Below are 20,694 nucleotides of genomic sequence, written 5' to 3'. Positions count from 1 at the left end.
CCAGGGTGCCGGATTGATCCGCTTCGGCTTCCGTCACGCTGAATTGTCGACGCCTGCTTTTCCCTGCATGGCGCTATCGATGATGTCTGCTCTTAGAGGGCGATCGGCGCGTCATAGGGAGGCACGGCAAAGCCATAGACGGTCGCTGGATTGATTCGAACCTGGGTGGCAGCCTTTGCAGGGACCGTAATGCTGATCTTGTCACCGGGCAGTACGTAGGTTCGCGGTAGCGTCGCGGCGCTTCCGGAAGGCAGCAGTTGTATTTCCTGAGCCAGGCGTACGACATAAGGTGTTTCGTTGCGTACGGTCAGTTGACCCTCCTGCAGCGACCATTTCAGGTCGGTCCATGGCGTGCGGTTGGGCGCCAGGCCAGCGGGATGAAGGATGATCGGCAGGTTCTGGCGCACTGTCACACCCACACGCGCATGCCCGGCTTCGGCAGCAGGTTTGCCTTGGGGGATGCCTTCAAAAATCGCCCGCTTCAAACGCTGGGTGAGCAGGGGCTTTTCCGATTGCAGGATGAAGCGCACCAACTGCGTCTTGGCGGCTTCAACGCGTGCCAAGGGTGGCGTCACGAATACCAATGGTTCGGTGTCTTCGGGAATGTCTTCTATGGTGACGTGTAGCAGTGCCAGGCTGGCGTCGGTATTGGTCACGGATACGGCAGTTTCCCCGTTGGCTTCATTGACGATGATCACGGAGGTATCGGGCACCATGCCGTCGGCGTGGGCCTGTACGGTCCAAATCAGAGCGCACGCGCCGATACCCGTGCGGGTCAGGCGGCGCAACTGCTTCAGAAATATTGTCTTGATGTCGCTCATTGGGTTTCCTGGATAAAAGACTGTTGGCATGGCTCGCAATACAGGTAGCGCAGGGAATCCGTGAGCAGGCAGGCAGTGCTCAGGGGCGTAGGCGTCTTCTTCATGTAATGGGTAGTCAGGCAAAGAGTGAGCGCAGTTCTAGGCAGGGGTGGCCGGACTGCTTGGAAGGCGACAAGTTAGTGCGCAAGGGGCGCTGGAGGAATGCAACTAATACGAAAAGAGAGTGGGCGTGTATGAAAGAGTGTTACGGACTACGCAGCGGTTTCTAAGGAGGGTTCTTTTAGTTGTAGTCCTCCTGCGTAGTCTTCAGCGCGCTGCAATGTAGGAACCATCTGTTTGTTGGATGGGCAAAGAGTTAGTCCATTGAATACATTGGGGATGCGACGTCAGAGGAAGTTTCGAGGCGTTGTGGAAGGGGCAGGAACGGCGCTACTTTCCGCGCTTTTGCGCCACCAGCAGGAGGTATCCCACAATGCGAGTCGTTATTGCTGACGACCATTCCGTCGTTCGTGTCGGGCTGCGCATACTCATCAACGCCAGTCGACGATGCGTGATCGTCGGCGAGGCCGACAGTGTCGACAACTTGATGGATCTGCTTTCAAGTACGCCCTGCGAACTGCTGATCACCGACTTCTCCATGCCGGGAGGGCAGCAGGCTGATGGCTTGAAAATGTTGAGTACGATTCAGCGTCATTACCCGACCTTGCCGATCATTCTGGTGACCATGTTTACCAGTGTGGTGACGGCAAGGGCTGCACTGGCGCAAGGGGTGATGGCCATCGTCGCCAAAACCGCATCGGCGACGGAGTTGCCCCTGGCAATCAATGCGGTGCAGGAAGGGCGCCATTACCTCAGCAAGTCCCTGCGCACACTGTTGGCCAATACCCGCGATCAGTTTCACGAATCACCTTTGTCAGCCAAGGAGCACGAAGTGGTCCGAATGCTCGCCAGTGGCATGACCGTCAGCGAAATCGCCGTTCACTTCAATCGCAGCGTGTCGACCATCAGTAAACAAAAGAAAATGGCCATGCACCGGTTAGGCATTTCCACGGACGTTGATCTTTTTTCCTACGCCCGGGACTGCGGAATGACCTGAATAGTCATCGCGTTATTTTCGTCGTGAATGCCGATAGTGTTCGATGCATTTGCAGACTATCGTGCGGGTGCTCTTTCGAAATCATTATGCAAACCCAGGGGAACCCGCAGATGAGTGAAGCCCATAGCGCCTTGATCACCCGTTTCTACCAGGCTTTCCAGCGCCTGGATGCCGAAGCCATGGCGGCTTGCTACACCGACGACGTGGTGTTCAGTGACCCGGCGTTCGGTGAGCTTCGCGGTCGCGATGCCGGTGACATGTGGCGCATGTTGACTACGCGGGCCAAGGATTTTTCCCTGACCTTCGATCATGTTCACGCCGACGGGCGCACCGGTGGTGCTCATTGGGTGGCAACCTACCTGTTCAGCCAGACCGGCAACACCGTGGTCAACGACATCCAGGCGCGTTTTATCTTCCGTGACGGCAGGATCTGCGAACATCACGACAGCTTCGATCTCTGGACCTGGTCACGTCAGGCCTTGGGTTTCAAAGGTCTGCTGCTGGGCTGGACGCCACTGGTGCGCAACGCCGTTCGCGCCCAGGCATTGAAGGGGCTGAAGGCATTTCAGGCCGGTCGCTGATAAGATCGCGGCTCGTTTCCTTTCAAGCCTTGATCGTGCCGTGACCACCCCAAGCGAGTCTCCCGTCAGCAAGCCCTGGTTCGTCTACCTCGTTCGCGCGGCCAATGGCTCGCTGTATTGCGGGGTCAGCGATGATCCCGTGCGCCGCTTCGCCAAGCATCAAAGTGGCAAGGGTGCACGGTTCTTTCTGTCCAGCCCGGCCATGGCGCTGGTCTACACCGAACGTTGTCGCGACAAAAGCGAAGCGCTGCGCCAGGAACGGTTGATCAAGAAACTGCGCAAAAGCGCCAAGGAGTGTCTGGTCGCGTCTTATCAATCTGGTTGATCGGCTCCCATCAGGCACATCTGTAGGCTGCCAACCGATTGCGCGCTAAGCTGCGGATTCCTAATTTGTGCGGCGGAGCCGAGCATGTCCGAGTTGATTCTTCATCATTACCCGACGTCCCCCTTTGCCGAAAAGGCCCGGCTGCTGCTGGGTTTCAAAGGGTTGTCCTGGCGCTCGGTGAAGATCTCGCCGGTGATGCCCAAACCGGACCTTACGGCATTGACCGGTGGCTATCGCAAGACACCGGTGTTGCAGGTCGGTGCAGATATTTATTGCGATACGGCATTGATTGCCCGGCGACTGGAACAGGAAAAAGCCTTGCCGGCGTTCTTTCCGGAAGGTCAGGAAATGATCACCACGTCTTTTGCAGCCTGGGCTGACTCTGTTGTGTTCCAGCACGCGGTCAGCCTGGTGTTCCAGCCGGAATCGATAGCGGTGCGTTTTGGCAATTTATCGCCGGAAGCGATCAAGGCATTTCTGGCCGACCGTGCCGGTTTGTTCAGTGGTGGTAGCGCGACAAAATTGTCTACCGAACAGGCCAAGCATCAGTGGCCAACGATCATGTCGCGGCTGGAGCTGCAGTTGCAGCGTGAAGAGGGTGATTTCCTGTTCGGTGAACCGTCGATTGCCGACTTTGCCCTGGCCCATTGCCTCTGGTTCCTCAAGGCCACAGCGGTGACGGCTCCGCTGGTTGAGGCTTACCCGGCAGTCAATGCATGGCTCTCTCGGGTATTGGGCTTTGGTCATGGTGCCTCCAGCGAGATGACGTCCGAAGAGGCACTGGAGGTGGCGCGCAGGTCCACGCCAGCGGCATTGCCGGATGAGCAGTTCGTCGATCCCAACGGATTCACGGCGGGTCAGCAGGTGGTGATCGCCGCCACGGACTACGGCGTTGATCCGGTCGTGGGAGAGCTGCTGTTTGCCGGCAGTGAAGAATTGATCATACGACGCAAGGACGAGCGTGGCGGGGTGGTGCATGTGCACTTCCCGCGGTTTGGTTTCCGGATCGAAGCTTGCTGACATTTCTGTTGATAGCAAAAACGAAAAGATCGCAGCCTTCGGCAGCTCCTGCACCCATCTCATGTAGGAGCTGCCGAAGGCTGCGATCTTTTGATCTTTGGGTTACTTCAGTGCAGCCAGAATCGCATCCGGGTCATACCCGCGAATCAGGGTTCCGTTCACATCGATGATCGGAATCCCTCCGCCACCCAAGGCCTCATAGTCCCCGCGCGCGACGGCATCCTTCTCGATATCGAATTCCTTGTACGGAATGCCTTTCTGATCGAGAAAGCGCCGGGTCAGCTTGCAGTAACCACACCATTCGGTGGCGTAGAGCACGACGTTGGCCCGGGCCTGCGTCTGTGCAGGCACCACTTGCGAAGGGTTGAACACCCGCTCGATCTTGCCCCAGTTCTGGTAAGCCACGACCACCAGCAGGATCAGCAGGAATTTTTTCAGTACGCCGCCGAGCATCAGTTGCGACGCTTCAGCTGATCGGTGAGCGAAGTGGGCAGGCCCTTGATGATCAGGGTGCCGGCTTCTTCGTCATACTCGATCTTCGAACCCAGCAGGTGCGCTTCGAAACTGATCGACAGGCCTTCGGCACGGCCGGTGAATCGGCGGAACTGGTTCAGGGTGCGCTTATCGGCCGGGATTTCCGGCGACAGGCCGTAGTCCTTGTTGCGAATGTGATCGTAGAAGGCCTTCGGGCGTTCTTCGTCGATCAGCCCCGACAATTCTTCCAGGCCCATCGGCTCACCGAGCTTGGCCTGGCTGCTGGCGTAATCCACCAGGGTCTTGGTCTTCTCGCGGGCGTCGTCTTCCGGCAGGTCTTCGCTTTCAACGAAATCACTGAAGGCCTTGAGCAGGGTGCGGGTTTCACCCGGACCGTCGACGCCTTCCTGGCAGCCGATGAAGTCGCGGAAATACTCCGAAACCTTTTTGCCGTTCTTGCCTTTGATGAACGAAATGTACTGCTTGGATTGTTTATTGTTCTGCCACTCGGAAACGTTGATCCGCGCCGCCAGGTGCAATTGGCCCAGGTCCAGGTGACGGGACGGGGTCACGTCCAGCTCATCTGTCACGGCCACGCCTTCGCTGTGGTGCAGCAGGGCGATGGCCAGGTAGTCGGTCATGCCTTGCTGGTAGTGTGCGAACAACACATGGCCGCCGACGGACAGGTTCGATTCTTCCATCAGCTTTTGCAGGTGCTCGACCGCCACGCGGCTGAACGCTGTGAAATCCTGGCTGCCCTCGAGGTACTCCTTCAGCCAGCCGCTGAACGGAAATGCACCGGATTCCGGATGGAACAGGCCCCAGGCTTTACCCTGTTTGGCGTTATAGCTTTCGTTGAGGTCGGCGAGCATGTTCTCGATGGCTGCGGACTCGGCCAGTTCGGAGTCTCGGGCGTGGAGAACTGCAGGTGTGCCGTCGGGTTTTTTGTCGATCAGGTGGACGATGCAATGACGGATCGGCATGGGCTTCTCGGCTGAATGAGGAGAGGAGGGCGTGCTCCCCCGAAAAAGCGCTCAGTGTACCCGCATCCCTCTGTGGGAGCTGCCGAAGGCTGCGATCTTTTGATCTTGTTTTTTAAAATACAAAGGCAAAAGATCGCAGCCTTCGGCAGCTCCTACAGGAGGGATAGAGGGCAATTGGCAGGCGACCGACGGCGCTTATGCGTTTTTTTCCTGTTTTAGCGCAATAAAGCTGACCAAATGGGTAGCTAGAGGCGGATATTTCCACGTCTGTGTGCTAGCTTTGCCCGGTCTTGCGCGAAGTCACTGCGTTAAGCGTGCAGTCAGCATTTGTCAGGTCGAACCAAACCCTGATTTCGGTATCTATAACCCCGATCCCGAGGTTATTTGGCCGAGGGTGCCAGATCCAGAAGATCGGGCTCGATGGCTGACATTGCACTCTGCAATCCATATGAATTTGATAGGGAAGGAACACTAAATGGCTCTTACTAAAGACCAACTGATCGCCGACATCGCTGAAGCTATCGACGCGCCGAAAACCACCGCGCGTAACGCTCTGGACCAACTGGGCCAAATCGTTGCCGATCAGCTGGAAAACGGCGGCGAAATCACTCTGCCAGGTATCGGCAAGCTGAAAGTGACTGAGCGTCCTGCCCGCACTGGCCGTAATCCTTCGACTGGCGCTGCCATCGAAATCGCTGCCAAGAAAGTGATCAAGCTGGTTGTGGCCAAAGGCCTGACCGACGCTGTTAACAAGTAAGACTTGTTAAGAAAAAACCGTGCGCCGGAGCGATCCGGGCACGGTTTTTTTATGGGCGTTGAAAAAGTTTACGCAAGGTAAACTTTGGCAATGATTTTTTTGTGGAATCGGTTGTTTTCGCGCGTTTCATCGAGATAGCTCGGTTGTTCTGAAATAACACTTTTCTCCCTGTATAAAACGAACGCTCCTACAGAACTGACAGTTGAGTGCGCGCCTTGGGTCGGTAGTATCGATAAGGCGTAGCGCACGGCTTTGCGTAAAAGCCAAAACCAAATTTCAGTTGTTCGTTACAGGGACGTTTTTTATGAAAGTTAAACAGTTGTTGATGTGCGTATCGTTTCTGGTGTCCGGTCAGGCGTTGGCCAATGTGACCGAGTACTGCCCAAGCCCTGCTGACATCAAGGAGTTGGCAGCCGGTGCCTATAAAGCCCCGACAGCCAGTGGTGACGGGGAATGGTACGGCGTTTCGCAAACCGGGCGCGGGCCGGTAGGTGAGTTCGAACTGGCGATATTCGCTCCTCGCATAGCGGCCGAGATCAGCACTGTAGCCGGCGAAATTCTGCGTTGCGGTTACATGCTGAAAAATGGAGGCGAACTGGATATGAGATACAAGCGAGAGGGAACTGTCGTGAGCATTGATACTAACGGGCCATGGGAGGAATGGTTTGGTCAGTATTACTGCGATAGCAAGGAGGCGCGGGCCTGTGCGTTCAAAGAGAATGTTCGTGTAACAAAGCGCTGAGTTGCCAGGAAAGTTATCAGGTAGTTTAGGGTGTGGGACTAAGCTTCACCGTTAACCGCCAAGGCTCGTAAAAAAAAGCCGTGTACAGGAGCCATCCCGACACGGCTTTTTTGTGCGTCCGGTTTTTTACTCTGCAGTAGCTTTGGACCATCGCGTCTGACGCCAGGCCTGTTGCTGCGCCTGGGTCTGGAAGGTCCAGGCGACGAAGCGGCTCTGTTTCTGTCCCTGACCCATTTCCACGACTCGACTGTCCAGCGCGCCGGCCTTGCTTAGGGCCGTCTGGATCGCCGGCAGGTTCGATGCTTTCGACACCAGCGTGCTGAACCACAGCACTTGTTGCGCCACCTGCACGCTCTCGCTGACCAGTTGCGTGACGAAACGCACTTCCCCGCCCTCACACCACAGTTCCGCCGCCTGCCCGCCAAAGTTCAGCACCGGCAGCTTGCGTTTCGGATCGGCCTTGCCCAGGGCTCGCCATTTGCGCGTACTGCCCCGCGTGGCCTCGTCCAGCGAGGCATGGAATGGCGGGTTGCACATGGTCAGGTCGAACCGCTCTGCGCTCTCCAGCAGGCCTGTGAGGATCTGCTTGGGGTTGCTCTGCTGGCGTACCTGGATCGCCTTGTTCAGGCCATTGGATTGAATGATGGCCTTCGCCGCGGCGATGGCGGTCGCATCGATGTCGGAGCCAAGGAATTGCCAGTGATAATCGCTGTAACCGATCAGCGGATACACGCAGTTGGCGCCCATGCCGATGTCCAGCACCTTCACGGCAGCACCACGGGGGATCGCTCCGTCATTCCCGCTGGCCAGCAGGTCGGCGAGGAAGTGCACGTAATCGGCACGGCCTGGCACTGGCGGACACAGGTAGTCGGCCGGAATGTCCCAATGAGCGATGCCATAGAACGACTTGAGCAGCGCCCGGTTGAACACCCGCACGGCCTCCGGGCTGGCGAAGTCGATGCTTTCCTTGCCGTACGGATTGATGATCACGAATTTTTTCAGTTCCGGCGTGCTTTTGATCAGCGCCGGAAAGTCGTAGCGACCCTGATGGCGATTGCGCGGGTGCAGGCTGGCCTTCTCACGCGGCGCAGCGGCTTTGGCCGCAGGCGCGGATTCAGGCTTTTTGCGCGCAGGTTTTGGTGTGCGGGGGGCGGTCATGGCGGTGGTCGATTCGGGTATGGCTAAAAGTGGCGGGCATTGTCCCACATCCAGGTGTTCCCTGTAGGAGCTGCCGCAGGCTGCGATCTTTTGATCTTGTTTTTTAAAAAGCAAGATCAAAAGATCGCAGCCTGCGGCAGCTCCTACAGGGGGGGATGCGGCATAAAAAAGGGAGGCCGCTTGGACCTCCCTTTCTCATTGCGATCTGCCGTTACAGGCTGGCAATTCGCGCGTGCTGCTCGGCCAGCTTGCCCAAGGCCTGTTCGGCCTCGGCCAGTTTGGCGCGTTCTTTCTCGATGACTTCGGCGGGCGCCTTGTCTACGAAGCCGGCGTTGGACAGCTTGCCGCCGACACGTTGCACTTCACCCTGCAGACGCTGGATTTCCTTGTCCAGACGCGCCAGTTCCGCACCTTTGTCGATCAGGCCGGCCATTGGCACCAGCACTTCCATCTCGCCGACCAGTGCGGTGGCGGACAGTGGTGCTTCTTCGCCGGCAGCCAGCACGGTGATCGATTCGAGGCGCGCCAGCTTCTTCAGCAGGGCTTCGTTTTCGGTCAGGCGACGCTGATCTTCGGCGCTGACGTTCTTCAGGAACAGCGGCAGCGGTTTGCCCGGGCCGATGTTCATTTCGCCACGGATGTTACGGGTGCCGAGCATCAGGCCCTTGAGCCATTCGATGTCGTCTTCGGCCGCCTGATCGATGCGTGTTTCGTTGGCCACTGGCCAAGGTTGCAGCATGATCGTCTTGCCTTCGATACCTGCCAGCGGCGCGATGCGCTGCCAGATTTCTTCGGTGATGAACGGCATGAACGGATGCGCCAGGCGCAGGGCGACTTCCAGTACGCGCACCAGGGTGCGACGGGTGCCGCGCTGGCGTTCAACCGGAGCGTTTTCGTCCCACAGCACAGGCTTGGACAGTTCCAGGTACCAGTCGCAGTACTGGTTCCAGATGAACTCATACAGCGCTTGTGCCGCCAGGTCGAAACGGAACTGGTCGAGTTGGCGGGTCACTTCGGCTTCGGTGCGTTGCAGCTGCGAAATGATCCAGCGATCCGCCAGCGACAGCTCATAGGCTTCGCCGTTCTGGCCGCAGTCTTCGCCCTTGTCCAGCACGTAGCGCGCCGCGTTCCAGATCTTGTTGCAGAAGTTGCGATAGCCCTCGACGCGGCCCATGTCGAACTTGATGTCACGACCGGTGGACGCCAGCGAGCAGAAGGTGAAGCGCAGGGCGTCGGTGCCGTAGCTGGCGATGCCTTCGGCAAACTCGTCGCGGGTCTGCTTCTCGATCTTCTTCGCCAGTTTCGGCTGCATCATGCCGGAGGTGCGCTTCTGCACCAGGGCTTCGAGCTCGATACCGTCGATGATGTCCAGCGGGTCCAGGACGTTGCCCTTGGACTTGGACATCTTCTGGCCCTGGCCGTCACGTACCAGGCCGTGAACATACACGGTCTTGAACGGAACCTGCGGCGTGCCGTCTTCGTTTTTCACCAGATGCATGGTGAGCATGATCATCCGGGCAACCCAGAAGAAAATGATGTCGAAGCCGGTTACCAGGACGTCGGTGGAGTGGAATTTTTTCAGGAATTCGGTTTTTTCCGGCCAGCCGAGGGTGGAGAAGGTCCACAGGCCCGAGCTGAACCAGGTGTCGAGAACGTCGTTGTCCTGTTGCAGGGCAACGTCCGGGCCGAGGTTGTGCTTGGCACGCACTTCGGCTTCGTCGCGACCGACGTAGACCTTGCCCGACTCGTCGTACCAGGCCGGAATGCGGTGGCCCCACCAGAGTTGACGGCTGATGCACCAGTCCTGGATGTCGCGCATCCACGAGAAGTACATGTTTTCGTACTGTTTCGGTACGAACTGGATGCGGCCGTCTTCAACGGCGGCGATCGCAGGTTCAGCCAAAGGCTTGGTGGACACGTACCACTGGTCGGTCAGCCACGGTTCGATGACGGTGCCGGAACGGTCGCCTTTCGGCACTTTCAGGGCGTGATCATCAACGCTGACCAACAGGCCGGCAGCGTCGAACGCGGCCACGATCTGCTTGCGCGCTTCGAAGCGGTCGAGACCGGCGTATTCGGCCGGGATCTTGCCGTCGATGGTTTCGTTCAGCGTGCCGTCGAGGTTGAACACCTGGCAAGCCGGCAGAACCGCTGCGTTCTTGTCGAAGATGTTCAGCAGCGGCAGGTTGTGACGCTTGCCGACTTCGTAGTCGTTGAAATCGTGGGCCGGGGTGATTTTCACGCAGCCGGTGCCGAATTCAGGGTCGCAGTAATCGTCGGCGATGATCGGGATGCGGCGGCCAACCAGTGGCAGCTCGACAAATTTGCCGATCAGGGCTTTGTAGCGTTCATCGTTCGGGTTCACGGCCACGGCGGAGTCGCCGAGCATGGTTTCCGGGCGAGTGGTCGCGACGATCAGGAAATCGTTGCCTTCAGCCGTCTTGGCGCCGTCGGCCAGCGGGTATTTCAGGTTCCACAGGAAACCTTTCTCGTCGTGGTTTTCCACTTCGAGGTCGGAAATCGCCGTGTGCAGCTTGGTGTCCCAGTTGACCAGGCGCTTGCCGCGGTAGATCAGGCCGTCTTCGTGCAGGCGTACGAACGCTTCTTTAACGGCTTCCGAGAGGCCGTCGTCCATGGTGAAGCGCTCGCGGCTCCAGTCGACGGACGAGCCGAGGCGACGGATCTGACGGCTGATGTTGCCACCGGACTCATCCTTCCATTCCCAGACTTTCTCGAGGAACTTTTCGCGGCCCAGGTCATGGCGGCTCTGGCCCTTGGCTTCGAGCTGACGCTCGACCAGCATCTGCGTGGCGATACCGGCGTGGTCGGTGCCCGGCTGCCACAGGGTGTTGCGACCCTGCATGCGGCGGAAACGGATCAGGGCGTCCATGATCGCGTTGTTGAAGCCGTGACCCATGTGCAGGCTGCCGGTGACGTTCGGCGGCGGGATCATGATGGTGTAGGACTCGCCCGCGCCTTGCGGGGCGAAGTAATTCTCTGACTCCCAGGTGTTGTACCAGGAAGTTTCAATGGCGTGCGGCTGGTAGGTCTTATCCATGCGCGGCGGGACCCTATTGGCATTTATTCAGGAAAAGCCGGGAAGTATAGCGGGGATGAGCCGATGCGCGTAGAGCGAGGTGACAATGGGCGGGGGAAAAGTTGTGGTGGGTGTTTTGTCTGGGAGGGCCCCTTCGCGGGCAAGCCCGCTCCCACAGGTCTTATGTCGAACCACTATTTTGTGATCGACACCAACCCTGTGGGAGCGGGCTTGCCCGCGAAAGCGATCTGTCAGGCGACCTGATTCAAATCGTTATGCCGCGTTTCCTTCAGGCACAGCACCGCAATCAAACTCAGCACCGCCGCCCCGGACACATAGCCGCCGACGTAGCTCAGTCCGCCCATGGCCACCAGTTTCTGGGCGAAGAAAGGCGCTGCGGAGGCGCCCACGATACCGCCCAGGTTGTAGGCCGCCGAGGCACCGGTGTAGCGCACGTGGGTGGGGAACAGCTCTGGCAGCAGCGCGCCCATGGGCGCAAATGTCACGCCCATCAGAAACAGTTCGATGCACAGGAACAACGCCACACCCCAGGTCGAACCTTGGGTCAGCAGCGGTTCCATGAGGAAACCCGACAGGATCGCCAGCACGCCGCCGACGATCAGCACCGGCTTGCGCCCGTAACGGTCGCTGGCCCAGGCCGACAGCGGCGTGGCAGCCGCCATGAACAGCACCGCAAAGCACAGCAGGCCGAGGAAGGTTTCGCGGCTGTAGCCGAGTGTGGCTACGCCGTAGCTCAGGGAAAACACCGTAGAGATGTAAAACAGCGCATAGCACACTACCATCGCGCCGGCGCCCAGCAAGACGGGCGCCCAGTATTGGCCGAACAGCTCGAACAGCGGGATCTTCACCCGTTCCTGGCGCGCCATGGCGTTGGCGAATACCGGGGTCTCATGCAGCTTGAGGCGCACGTACAGGCCTACCATCACCAGCGCGGCGCTGAGCAGGAACGGAATACGCCAGCCCCATGAGCGGAACTGTTCATCGTTCAGCACCACGGCCAAAGTCAGGAACAGGCCGTTGGCCGCCAGGAAACCAATGGATGGGCCCAACTGCGGGAACATGCCGAACCACGCGCGTTTGCCTTTCGGCGCGTTCTCCGTGGCCAGCAATGCCGCGCCACCCCATTCGCCGCCCAGCCCCAGGCCCTGGCCGAAGCGCAGCGCGCACAACAGGATCGGTGCCCAGGCGCCAATGCTGTCGTATCCCGGCAGCACGCCGATCAGCGTGGTGCACACGCCCATCAGCAGCAGCGAGGCGACCAGGGTCGACTTGCGGCCGATACGGTCGCCGAAGTGGCCGAAAAGGGCCGAACCCAAGGGGCGTGCGAGGAAGGCGATGCCGAACGTGAGAAACGCCGACAGCATCTGGGCGGTGCCGGATGTCTGCGGAAAGAACACCGGGCCAATCACCAGCGCTGCAGCGGTGGCATAGACATAGAAATCGTAGAACTCGATGGCGGTACCGATGAAGCTCGCAGTGGCCACGCGGGTAGCGGAGTTCGTCGGTTGTGCAGGAGTGGAGTCGCTGTAAGTCGTGCTGGTCGTCATGCGGTGATCCCTGACAGTCATGTGCCCCAGTGGAGCGAATTATTATGGTCGAGAACCCAGGGATGTGGGCTTAACGCAGAGTGCGGGTGGCACAGGGTGTGGCGGGGCTTGGGTAAGCGGTTCGATTATAGGAAGGTGGCTAACGATTCAACAAGCGCAAAAGATCGCAGCCTTCGGCAGCTCCTACAGGGGAAACGCGTTCCAATGTAGGAGCTGCCGCAGGCTGCGATCTTTGAACAATCTAACGGGCGGGTAAAGCAGCGAGAGCCGGGTTGGTCTGCCAAATCAACACCCGCGTGACACGGTTTTCCTCAGTCGCGAGAATTTCCAGGCGATAGCGGCCGATTTTAAGGCAGACAGGGCAGTCCGGGATGGTTTCCAGCGCTTCGGTGACCAAGCCGTTCAGGGTTTTCGGGCCATCGCTGGGCAGGTGCCAGCCGAGGCTCTTGTTCAGTTCGCGGATGGACGCGGCTCCGTCGATCACCAGGCGTCCGTCGGCTTGCGGATGAATGTGCGGGTTGTCCAGGCTGTGCTGGCTTTCGAACTCGCCGACGATTTCTTCGAGAATGTCTTCCAGGGTGACGATGCCCAGCACTTCGCCGTATTCATCGACCACCATGCCCAGGCGTCGCTGCTGTTTGTGGAAGTTGAGCAGTTGCAGCTGCAGCGGGGTGCTTTCCGGCACGAAGTACGGCTCGTGGCTGGCCGCCAGCAAGGCTTCCCTGGTCAGGCTCGCATCGGGCAGCAAGTGCAGGATGTGCCGGGTGTTGAGGACGGCTTCGACCTGGTTGATATCACTGTGGAACACCGGCAGGCGCGTGCGCTTGTTGTGGCGCAACTGTTCGATGATTTCTTCGATGGAGTCATCGAGATTGATGCCGTCCACGTCGCTGCGCGGTACCAGGATGTCATTGACGGTGATGTTGTCCAGCGCGTGGATGCCGGGCAGCGGGTGAGGGCGGCTTACGGTTTCGGAGGGCGCATGCCGCTCCGTCTGCGTTTCGTCCTCACTTTGTTGCACCACTTTGGCTTTACGGACAAATGGGCGCGTCAGCAAGCGGCTGATGCTGGTGAGCAGCCATGCCGCGGGATAGATGACTTTTAGCGGCAACCGCAGCAGGTTGTTGCCCTGGGCCAGGATCGCATCCGGATAGCGAGCGGCGAGGGTGCGTGGCAAGTAGTCGGAAAACACCAGCAAGATGGCGCCCGCCCCGAGGCAGGCGACCCACGGGCCGTTCTCGGCCCAGGTGAAAATGGCCAGCAAGGTGCTGATGACCACCACGAGTGCACGGCACAGTGTGTTGCAAAAAATCAGGCTGGCCAGGGGGAAGCTGAGTTTCGCCACCGGCTTGTCGCTGGAACGCGTTGCGGTGCGCTGGGCCAGCAAATGCTGGTGCGCCGCTTCGATGGCGGTAAACAGCCCCGACCATAAAACCAGCAGGGTCACTACCGCGAGCATCGGCCCTATGGGCAAGTCGTCCATTAATGCCGCCCGTCAGATATGCAGGATGTATTCACGAACCAGCTTGCTGCCGAAATACGCCAGCATCAGCAGGCAAAAGCCGGCCAGGGTCCAGCGAATGGCTTTGTGCCCGCGCCAGCCGAGGCGATTGCGCCCCCACAGCAGCACGCTGAAAACGACCCAGGCCAGGCAGGCCAGCAGGGTTTTGTGCACCAGATGCTGGGCGAACAGGTTCTCGACGAACAGCCAGCCGGAAATCAGCGACATTGACAACAGCGTCCAGCCGGCCCAGAGAAAACCGAACAGCAGGCTTTCCATGGTTTGCAGCGGCGGGAAGTTCTTGATCAGTCCGGAGGGATGCTTGTGCTTGAGCTGGTGGTCCTGGACCAGCAGCAGCAAGGACTGGAACACCGCGATGGTGAACATGCCATAGGCCAGGATCGAAAGCAGGATGTGGGCGAGGATGCCCGGCTCCTCATCGATGACCTGTACCGTGCCGGCGGGGGCAAAATGCGCCAGCATCACGGTCAAGGCCCCAAGCGGGAACAGCAGGACCAGCAGGTTTTCCACCGGAATCCGCGAGCAGGCCAGCAGGGTCAATGCGATGACTGCCACGGCAATCAGGCTGGCGGCACTGAAGAAGTCCAGGGCCAGGCCGGTCGGGGTCAGCAGGTGGGTGAGCAGGCTGACGCTGTGGGCCAATACGGCGAGCACGCCGAGCATGACCAGCAGGCGTTTGTTGACCTTGGCGCCGGACGCCAGGCGAGTGCCCTGGTAAATGGTCGCAGCGGCATACAAGCAGGCGGCGGCGAGGGTAGTTAGCAAGCTGGGTGACAAGGGGAGCATAAATCCTGTTAGGCAAGCCCGAAAGTCGCTGAGTTTGGCATAGAACCCCTGCCACACGAAAGACCGCGCAACCCGACGGCGAGGTGTCCGCCAGCCCCAGTCTTCGCTATAATCCGCGACCTGCCCACGCCGCAGGCTCGCCGAGCACACATTTAGTCCGGTCCGGGCCGCCATTATCCCGGTCTACACAGGGCCTGAAAGGATCGCGCAATGTTTGAAAACTTAACCGAACGTCTCTCGCAGACGCTGCGCCATGTCACCGGCAAGGCCAAGCTGACTGAAGACAACATCAAAGACACCCTGCGTGAAGTGCGCATGGCGTTGCTCGAAGCCGACGTCGCCCTGCCGGTGGTCAAGGATTTCGTCAATTCGGTCAAGGAGCGTGCCGTCGGTACCGAGGTGTCGCGCAGCCTGACGCCGGGCCAGGCCTTCGTGAAAATCGTCCAGGCCGAACTCGAAAGCCTGATGGGCGCGGCCAACGAAGACCTGAACCTGAGCGCAGTGCCGCCAGCGGTCATCCTCATGGCCGGTTTGCAGGGCGCTGGTAAAACCACCACCGCCGGCAAGCTCGCGCGCTTCCTTAAAGAGCGCAAGAAGAAGTCGGTCATGGTCGTGTCCGCCGACGTTTACCGTCCGGCGGCGATCAAGCAGCTGGAAACCCTGGCCAACGACATCGGCGTGACCTTCTTCCCGTCGGACCTGAGCCAGAAGCCGGTCGACATCGCCAATGCGGCTATTAAGGAAGCAAAACTCAAATTCATCGACGTGGTCATCGTCGACACCGCCGGTCGCCTGCACATCGATGAAGAGATGATGGGCGAGATCAAGGCCCTGCACGCCGCGATCAACCCGGTCGAAACCCTGTTCGTTGTCGACGCCATGACCGGCCAGGACGCCGCCAATACGGCCAAGGCCTTCGGCGATGCATTGCCGCTGACCGGCGTGATCCTGACCAAGGTCGACGGCGACGCCCGTGGCGGTGCCGCGCTGTCGGTGCGCGCCATCACCGGCAAGCCGATCAAGTTCATCGGTATGGGCGAGAAGAGCGAAGCGCTCGATCCGTTCCACCCTGAGCGTATCGCCTCGCGCATCCTCGGCATGGGCGACGTGCTCAGCCTGATCGAGCAGGCGGAAGCGACCCTCGACAAGGACAAGGCCGACAAGCTGGCCAAGAAGCTGAAGAAGGGCAAGGGCTTCGACCTCGAAGACTTCCGCGATCAGCTGCAACAGATGAAGAACATGGGCGGCCTTGGCGGGCTCATGGACAAGCTGCCGAACATGGGTGGCGTGAACCTGGCGCAAATGGGCAACGCCCAGGGTGCGGCAGAGAAACAATTCAAGCAGATGGAAGCCATCATCAACTCGATGACCCCGGCCGAGCGCCGCGATCCCGAGATGATCAGCGGTTCGCGCAAGCGCCGGATCGCCATGGGTTCCGGCACCCAGGTGCAGGACATCGGCCGCTTGATCAAGCAGCACAAGCAGATGCAGAAGATGATGAAGAAATTCTCTGCAAAAGGCGGAATGGCCAAGATGATGCGCGGCATGGGTGGAATGTTACCCGGCGGCGGCATGCCCAAGATGTAAAGAATTCGCGCCGACCATCAGGTCGGCGCAGCCCCACACGGACGTGGGATACACAGCAAACCCGCACTTGGCGGGAGCTGACCGGCCGTTTTCAACGACGGCTCTATAGCAAATCTGCATGGCGGCCGATAGACCGCCGGAAAAAGTCATTTGCAAAAGTCCGGATATTCCTTAGAATATGCGGCCTTTCGGGCACCCATGCCCGCTGTGCCTTTAGATTTGCAGCACCGACTACAGGAACGATGTTCACATGCTAACAATCCGTCTTGCCCTTGGCGGCTCCAAAAAGCGCCCGTTTTACCACTTGACCGTAACCGACAGCCGCAACCCGCGCGACGGTTCGCACAAGGAACAGGTTGGCTACTTCAACCCTGTTGCCCGTGGTCAGGAAGTTCGTCTGTCCGTGAACCAAGAGCGCGTAGCCTACTGGCTGAGCGTTGGTGCACAACCTTCTGAGCGCGTTGCTCAGTTGTTGAAGGAATCTGCTAAGGCTGCGGCCTGAGCAATATGAACGCGACGCCAGCTGTTGCTGATGATTTGATCGTTATCGGCAAGATTTATTCTGTTCACGGCGTTCGCGGCGAAGTGAAGGTGTACTCCTTTACTGATCCGATTAAGAACCTGCTGGATTACAAAACCTGGACGCTCAAGCGTGACGGCAATGTAAAGCAGGTAGAGCTGGTCAGCGGACGCGGGAATGACAAGTTCCTGGTCGCAAAGCTCAAGGGTCTCGATGATCGTGAAGAAGCTCGTCTTCTGGCCGGTTATGAGATCTGCGTGCCGCGCAACCTGTTCCCTGAACTCACCGACGGCGAGTACTACTGGTACCAGCTGGAAGGTCTCAAGGTCATCGACACCCTCGGACAACTGTTCGGGAAGATCGATCACCTGCTGGAGACCGGCTCGAACGATGTCATGGTGGTCAAGCCTTGCGCTGGCAGCCTGGATGATCGCGAACGCCTGTTGCCCTATACCGAGCAATGCGTGTTGGCTGTCGACCTGGCGGCAGGCGAGATGAAGGTGGATTGGGACGCGGATTTCTAAGCGTGGCTAACTTGCGCGTAGAAGTGATCAGTCTGTTTCCCGAGATGTTCTCTGCCATCAGCGAGTACGGCATCACCAGTCGTGCGGTGAAACAGGGGCTCTTGCAGCTCACCTGTTGGAATCCGCGAGACTACACGACGGATCGACATCACACTGTGGACGATCGCCCGTTTGGCGGTGGTCCGGGCATGGTGATGAAGATCAAGCCCCTGGAAGATGCTCTGGTTCAGGCCAAGGCAGCAGCCGGGGAGGCGGCGAAGGTAATTTACCTGTCGCCCCAAGGCCGCCAACTGACTCAGTCGGCGGTACGCGAGTTGGCGAATCTGGATGCATTGATCCTGATTGCCGGCCGCTATGAAGGCATTGACGAGCGTTTTATTGATGCTCATGTCGATGAAGAGTGGTCGATTGGCGACTATGTACTGTCTGGCGGCGAGCTGCCGGCGATGGTCCTGATCGATGCGGTTACACGACTGCTGCCTGGAGCTTTAGGGCATGCGGACTCCGCCGAGGAAGATTCCTTTACGGATGGTTTGCTGGATTGCCCGCACTACACCCGACCGGAGGTGTATGCGGATCAGCGTGTTCCCGACGTATTGCTAAGTGGCAATCACGCGCACATCCGGCGTTGGCGTTTACAGCAGTCCCTTGGTCGGACCTTTGAACGACGCGCCGATCTTCTGGAAAGCCGCTCGCTTTCTGGAGAAGAGAAGAAGCTGCTCGAGGAATACATCCGCGAGCGGGACGATAGTTAACAACGTATCGATGGTAGATCCGACGATTTACCTTAGGAGCACAGCATGACTAACAAAATCATCCTTGCACTCGAAGCAGAGCAGATGACCAAAGAGATCCCTACCTTTGCCCCGGGCGACACCATTGTCGTTCAGGTGAAAGTGAAGGAAGGCGACCGTTCGCGTCTGCAAGCGTTCGAAGGTGTTGTTATCGCCAAGCGTAACCGCGGCGTAAACAGTGCATTCACCGTTCGTAAAATCTCCAACGGTGTTGGCGTAGAGCGTACTTTCCAGACCTACTCCCCGCAAATCGACAGCATGGCTGTCAAGCGTCGCGGTGACGTACGTAAAGCCAAGCTGTACTACCTGCGCGACCTGTCGGGTAAAGCAGCTCGCATCAAGGAAAAACTGGCTTAAGTCCAGCTTCCGATGCAAAAAAAGCAGCCTGCGGGCTGCTTTTTTGTTGTCTGCGATTTAATGAGTTCTCCGGTTCATGGCCTGACGCAAGACCGAGTCGCGGCCATCGCGAGCAAGCTCCCACAGTGGATCTTCAGTGAGCGCAATATCTGTGAGCACTAAAGATCATTGTGGGAGTGAGCTTGCTCGCGATGGGATTTAGCCGGCGCCAACAGTCTCCGGCTGAATCAACGCCAACAACGTCCAGCCCGCCGCGGGCTTGATCGTGCTCTCCGGCGTCACCACATGCACCCAACCGCTGTCATCGCGCACGAACAGCAACGTCGCTCGCTCACCATGCAGTGCCTGGTAATCATCCCAGCCGAAGCCATCCGTCAATGTTGTGCTGTACAGTTCGGCCCCCTGGCTCAACTGGCTGGCGAGTTTGGCGTAGGTCAGCGCTTCGCTGCCCAGTTGATTGCCGCGATGTTCCAGGCTGGTGCGATGCTTGTCGGTGCGACGGCTTTCCTGGCCGCTACCCAGGCCGAACATGCGCTGATGGCCCAGTTCATGACGAAAGCGCATCAGCGCCAGGGTGTTCATTTCACCGGAGGGTGACAGCGCCAGCAAGTGCCCGAGGCCGACCAGGTCCAGGTGCGCATCGGCATGTTGCGACGCCGGATTGCCAAAATAGGTCGGCAAGCCTTCCATCCGGGCTGCGCGAATGTTTTCCCAGCTCGAATCTGTCAACAGTACGCGACTGCCCAGTTGCTGCAGGGCCTTGCCCAGTGTGCGAGCGGGTCCGTTGGCGCCGATGATCAGGAAGCCGCTCGGTGCCGGTTCCGCCACCTTCAGCAGGCGTGCCAGCGGTCGTGCCGTCGCGCTTTGCAACACCACCGTGCCGATGATCACCGCAAAGGTGAGCGGCACCAGCAGCAGTGCCCCCTGATGACCGGCCTCATGCAGGCGGATGGCGAAGATTGCCGACACCGCCGCTGCCACAATGCCCCGCGGGGCGATCCACGCCAGCAGCGCCCGTTCGCGCCAACCCAGGCTGGAGCCCGCCGTGCTCAGCAACACATTCAATGGGCGGGCGATGAACTGAATGACCAGCAACAAAATCAGCACCAGTGGCCCGAGGCCGATCATGGCGTTCAGGTCCAGTCGTGCCGCCAGCAGAATGAACAGGCCGGAGATTAGCAATACGCTGAGGTTTTCCTTGAAGTGCAGGATGTGCCGCACGTCGACGCCTTTCATGTTCGCCAGCCACATGCCCATCAGTGTCACGGCGAGCAGTCCGGATTCGTGGGTGACTTCGTTGGACGCAATGAAAATGCCCAGCACTGCCGCAAGCGCTGCCAGGTTGTGCAGGTATTCCGGCAACCACTGACGACGAATCAGGGTGCCCAGCAACCAGCCGCCAAAAATGCCGAAGAGGCTGCCACACAAGATTACGCCGCCGAAGGTCAGCAGACTTTCCTTGAGCCCGTTACCTTCGGCGCTGGCGATGATGAAGCTATAGACGACCACCGCCAGCAGTGCGCCGATGGGATCGATGACAATGCCTTCCCAGCGCAGGATGTTGGCAATCGAGGCTTTCGGTCGCACGACACGCAGCATCGGTACGATCACGGTCGGCCCGGTCACCAGGGTCAGGCTGCCGAACAGGATGGCGAGCATCCAGTCGAAACCCAGTAGCCAGTGAGTGGCGAGCGCAATGACCGCCCATGTGGAGAGCGCGCCAATCGTGACCAGGCGGTGGACGACGCTGCCGATCTCGCGCCATTCGGACAAGTGCAGGGTCAGGCTGCCTTCGAAGAGGATCAGCGCCACTGCCAGGGACACCAGCGGCATCAGCAATGGCCCGAACATTTCCTGAGGGTCGAGCAAGTGCAGCACGGGGCCGACCAGAATGCCGGTCAACAGCAGGAAAAGGATCGCCGGCAGTTTCAGGCGCCAGGCCAGCCATTGACAGAGCAGCGCCGCCGCACCGATTCCACCCAATGCCAGTAAGATCTGCTGTTCGCTCATTGCTGCTCCCTGTTCCTTGATTTGGCGGCCTA

20 protein-coding genes are annotated in these 20,694 nt (G+C 59.1%); 11 read left to right on the top strand and 9 right to left on the bottom strand.

Annotated features, from left to right (window positions below; all coding sequences use genetic code 11):
* Positions 1-92: 92 nt before the first annotated feature.
* Complete coding sequence (locus ACEN83_RS25075) at positions 93-821, bottom strand: fimbria/pilus chaperone family protein (RefSeq protein ID WP_495578714.1); 729 nt, start codon at positions 819-821, stop codon at positions 93-95.
* 472 nt (positions 822-1,293) lie between these two features.
* Here ACEN83_RS25075 and ACEN83_RS25070 point away from each other — a divergent pair, with 472 nt between their 5' ends.
* From ACEN83_RS25070 to ACEN83_RS25055, 4 genes are all read left to right on the top strand, one after another.
* Complete coding sequence (locus ACEN83_RS25070) at positions 1,294-1,917, top strand: response regulator (RefSeq protein ID WP_495578713.1); 624 nt, start codon at positions 1,294-1,296, stop codon at positions 1,915-1,917.
* Between the two features lie 110 nt (positions 1,918-2,027).
* A complete protein-coding gene (locus ACEN83_RS25065; RefSeq protein WP_007972702.1) occupies positions 2,028-2,498 on the top strand; it encodes a nuclear transport factor 2 family protein in 471 nt (156 codons plus the stop codon).
* Positions 2,499-2,538: 40 nt separating this feature from the next.
* On the top strand, positions 2,539-2,823 hold the full coding sequence (locus ACEN83_RS25060) for a GIY-YIG nuclease family protein (protein ID WP_218477595.1): 285 nt from the start codon (positions 2,539-2,541) through the stop codon (positions 2,821-2,823).
* Positions 2,824-2,907: 84 nt separating this feature from the next.
* A complete protein-coding gene (locus ACEN83_RS25055) occupies positions 2,908-3,843 on the top strand; it encodes a glutathione S-transferase family protein (protein ID WP_495578712.1) in 936 nt (311 codons plus the stop codon).
* Between the two features lie 102 nt (positions 3,844-3,945).
* Here ACEN83_RS25055 and ACEN83_RS25050 read toward each other — a convergent pair whose 3' ends face one another.
* Entirely contained in the window at positions 3,946-4,296 is a 351-nt protein-coding gene (locus ACEN83_RS25050) for a glutaredoxin family protein (protein ID WP_495578711.1), read from the bottom strand.
* Complete coding sequence (gene yejK / locus ACEN83_RS25045) at positions 4,296-5,300, bottom strand: nucleoid-associated protein YejK (protein WP_007972706.1); 1,005 nt, start codon at positions 5,298-5,300, stop codon at positions 4,296-4,298. Before yejK ends, ACEN83_RS25050 begins: the two co-directional genes overlap by 1 nt.
* 475 nt (positions 5,301-5,775) lie before the next feature.
* On the opposite strand from yejK, the gene ACEN83_RS25040 reads away from it, so the two are divergent.
* Both ACEN83_RS25040 and ACEN83_RS25035 read left to right on the top strand, forming a co-directional pair.
* On the top strand, positions 5,776-6,057 hold the full coding sequence (locus ACEN83_RS25040) for an HU family DNA-binding protein (RefSeq protein WP_007905514.1): 282 nt from the start codon (positions 5,776-5,778) through the stop codon (positions 6,055-6,057).
* A gap of 304 nt (positions 6,058-6,361) precedes the next feature.
* On the top strand, positions 6,362-6,799 hold the full coding sequence (locus ACEN83_RS25035) for a DUF3757 domain-containing protein (protein WP_495578710.1): 438 nt from the start codon (positions 6,362-6,364) through the stop codon (positions 6,797-6,799).
* A 126-nt stretch (positions 6,800-6,925) separates the two neighbouring features.
* On the opposite strand, the gene rlmF is transcribed toward ACEN83_RS25035, so the two are convergent.
* The 5 genes from rlmF to ACEN83_RS25010 all read right to left on the bottom strand — a co-directional run bounded on the left by rlmF (position 6,926) and on the right by ACEN83_RS25010 (position 14,870).
* On the bottom strand, positions 6,926-7,957 hold the full coding sequence (gene rlmF / locus ACEN83_RS25030) for a 23S rRNA (adenine(1618)-N(6))-methyltransferase RlmF (protein ID WP_495578709.1): 1,032 nt from the start codon (positions 7,955-7,957) through the stop codon (positions 6,926-6,928).
* Positions 7,958-8,168: 211 nt separating this feature from the next.
* Complete coding sequence (locus ACEN83_RS25025) at positions 8,169-11,015, bottom strand: valine--tRNA ligase (protein ID WP_007972710.1); 2,847 nt, start codon at positions 11,013-11,015, stop codon at positions 8,169-8,171.
* A gap of 230 nt (positions 11,016-11,245) precedes the next feature.
* The gene (locus ACEN83_RS25020; protein WP_495578708.1) at positions 11,246-12,562 is read right to left on the bottom strand and encodes an MFS transporter; all 1,317 of its coding nucleotides are present in this window, start codon (positions 12,560-12,562) and stop codon (positions 11,246-11,248) included.
* 241 nt (positions 12,563-12,803) lie between these two features.
* Positions 12,804-14,045, bottom strand: coding sequence for a transporter associated domain-containing protein (locus tag ACEN83_RS25015; protein ID WP_495578707.1), 1,242 nt, complete (start codon positions 14,043-14,045; stop codon positions 12,804-12,806).
* Between the two features lie 12 nt (positions 14,046-14,057).
* Positions 14,058-14,870, bottom strand: a complete 813-nt coding sequence (locus ACEN83_RS25010; RefSeq protein WP_495578706.1) for a cytochrome C assembly family protein — start codon at positions 14,868-14,870, stop codon at positions 14,058-14,060.
* Between the two features lie 210 nt (positions 14,871-15,080).
* Here ACEN83_RS25010 and ffh point away from each other — a divergent pair, with 210 nt between their 5' ends.
* From ffh to rplS, 5 genes are all read left to right on the top strand, one after another.
* On the top strand, positions 15,081-16,457 hold the full coding sequence (gene ffh, locus ACEN83_RS25005; RefSeq protein ID WP_007972719.1) for a signal recognition particle protein: 1,377 nt from the start codon (positions 15,081-15,083) through the stop codon (positions 16,455-16,457).
* 250 nt (positions 16,458-16,707) lie between these two features.
* Positions 16,708-16,959: a 30S ribosomal protein S16 gene (rpsP, locus tag ACEN83_RS25000; RefSeq protein WP_007972721.1), complete on the top strand. Its 252-nt coding sequence runs from the start codon at positions 16,708-16,710 to the stop codon at positions 16,957-16,959.
* A gap of 5 nt (positions 16,960-16,964) precedes the next feature.
* Positions 16,965-17,501: a ribosome maturation factor RimM gene (gene rimM, locus ACEN83_RS24995; protein WP_007972729.1), complete on the top strand. Its 537-nt coding sequence runs from the start codon at positions 16,965-16,967 to the stop codon at positions 17,499-17,501.
* A gap of 2 nt (positions 17,502-17,503) precedes the next feature.
* Positions 17,504-18,256: a tRNA (guanosine(37)-N1)-methyltransferase TrmD gene (gene trmD, locus ACEN83_RS24990; RefSeq protein ID WP_007897583.1), complete on the top strand. Its 753-nt coding sequence runs from the start codon at positions 17,504-17,506 to the stop codon at positions 18,254-18,256.
* Positions 18,257-18,301: 45 nt separating this feature from the next.
* A complete protein-coding gene (gene rplS, locus ACEN83_RS24985; RefSeq protein WP_003175895.1) occupies positions 18,302-18,652 on the top strand; it encodes a 50S ribosomal protein L19 in 351 nt (116 codons plus the stop codon).
* Positions 18,653-18,850: 198 nt separating this feature from the next.
* On the opposite strand, the gene ACEN83_RS24980 is transcribed toward rplS, so the two are convergent.
* Positions 18,851-20,662, bottom strand: a complete 1,812-nt coding sequence (locus ACEN83_RS24980) for a cation:proton antiporter (RefSeq protein ID WP_495578705.1) — start codon at positions 20,660-20,662, stop codon at positions 18,851-18,853.
* Between the last annotated feature and the right edge of the window lie 32 nt (positions 20,663-20,694).

The sequence above is a fragment of the Pseudomonas sp. Pseusp49 genome, from assembly GCF_059491875.1.
Note: the sequence above shows the minus strand (reverse complement) of the source record. Positions and strands in the feature narration are given on the sequence as shown.

Bases quoted from the DNA above. Each gene is read 5' to 3' on its own strand.
- ACEN83_RS25075 (WP_495578714.1), bottom strand. From the start codon at position 821: ATGAGCGACATCAAGACAATATTTCTGAAGCAGTTGCGCCGCCTGACC.
- ACEN83_RS25070 (WP_495578713.1), top strand. From the start codon at position 1,294: ATGCGAGTCGTTATTGCTGACGACCATTCCGTCGTTCGTGTCGGGCTG.
- ACEN83_RS25065 (WP_007972702.1), top strand. From the start codon at position 2,028: ATGAGTGAAGCCCATAGCGCCTTGATCACCCGTTTCTACCAGGCTTTC.
- ACEN83_RS25055 (WP_495578712.1), top strand. From the start codon at position 2,908: ATGTCCGAGTTGATTCTTCATCATTACCCGACGTCCCCCTTTGCCGAA.
- ACEN83_RS25050 (WP_495578711.1), bottom strand. From the start codon at position 4,296: ATGCTCGGCGGCGTACTGAAAAAATTCCTGCTGATCCTGCTGGTGGTC.
- yejK (WP_007972706.1), bottom strand. From the start codon at position 5,300: ATGCCGATCCGTCATTGCATCGTCCACCTGATCGACAAAAAACCCGAC.
- ACEN83_RS25040 (WP_007905514.1), top strand. From the start codon at position 5,776: ATGGCTCTTACTAAAGACCAACTGATCGCCGACATCGCTGAAGCTATC.
- ACEN83_RS25035 (WP_495578710.1), top strand. From the start codon at position 6,362: ATGAAAGTTAAACAGTTGTTGATGTGCGTATCGTTTCTGGTGTCCGGT.
- rlmF (WP_495578709.1), bottom strand. From the start codon at position 7,957: ATGACCGCCCCCCGCACACCAAAACCTGCGCGCAAAAAGCCTGAATCC.
- ACEN83_RS25025 (WP_007972710.1), bottom strand. From the start codon at position 11,015: ATGGATAAGACCTACCAGCCGCACGCCATTGAAACTTCCTGGTACAAC.
- ACEN83_RS25020 (WP_495578708.1), bottom strand. From the start codon at position 12,562: ATGACGACCAGCACGACTTACAGCGACTCCACTCCTGCACAACCGACG.
- ACEN83_RS25015 (WP_495578707.1), bottom strand. From the start codon at position 14,045: ATGGACGACTTGCCCATAGGGCCGATGCTCGCGGTAGTGACCCTGCTG.
- ACEN83_RS25010 (WP_495578706.1), bottom strand. From the start codon at position 14,870: ATGCTCCCCTTGTCACCCAGCTTGCTAACTACCCTCGCCGCCGCCTGC.
- ffh (WP_007972719.1), top strand. From the start codon at position 15,081: ATGTTTGAAAACTTAACCGAACGTCTCTCGCAGACGCTGCGCCATGTC.
- rpsP (WP_007972721.1), top strand. From the start codon at position 16,708: ATGCTAACAATCCGTCTTGCCCTTGGCGGCTCCAAAAAGCGCCCGTTT.
- rimM (WP_007972729.1), top strand. From the start codon at position 16,965: ATGAACGCGACGCCAGCTGTTGCTGATGATTTGATCGTTATCGGCAAG.
- rplS (WP_003175895.1), top strand. From the start codon at position 18,302: ATGACTAACAAAATCATCCTTGCACTCGAAGCAGAGCAGATGACCAAA.
- ACEN83_RS24980 (WP_495578705.1), bottom strand. From the start codon at position 20,662: ATGAGCGAACAGCAGATCTTACTGGCATTGGGTGGAATCGGTGCGGCG.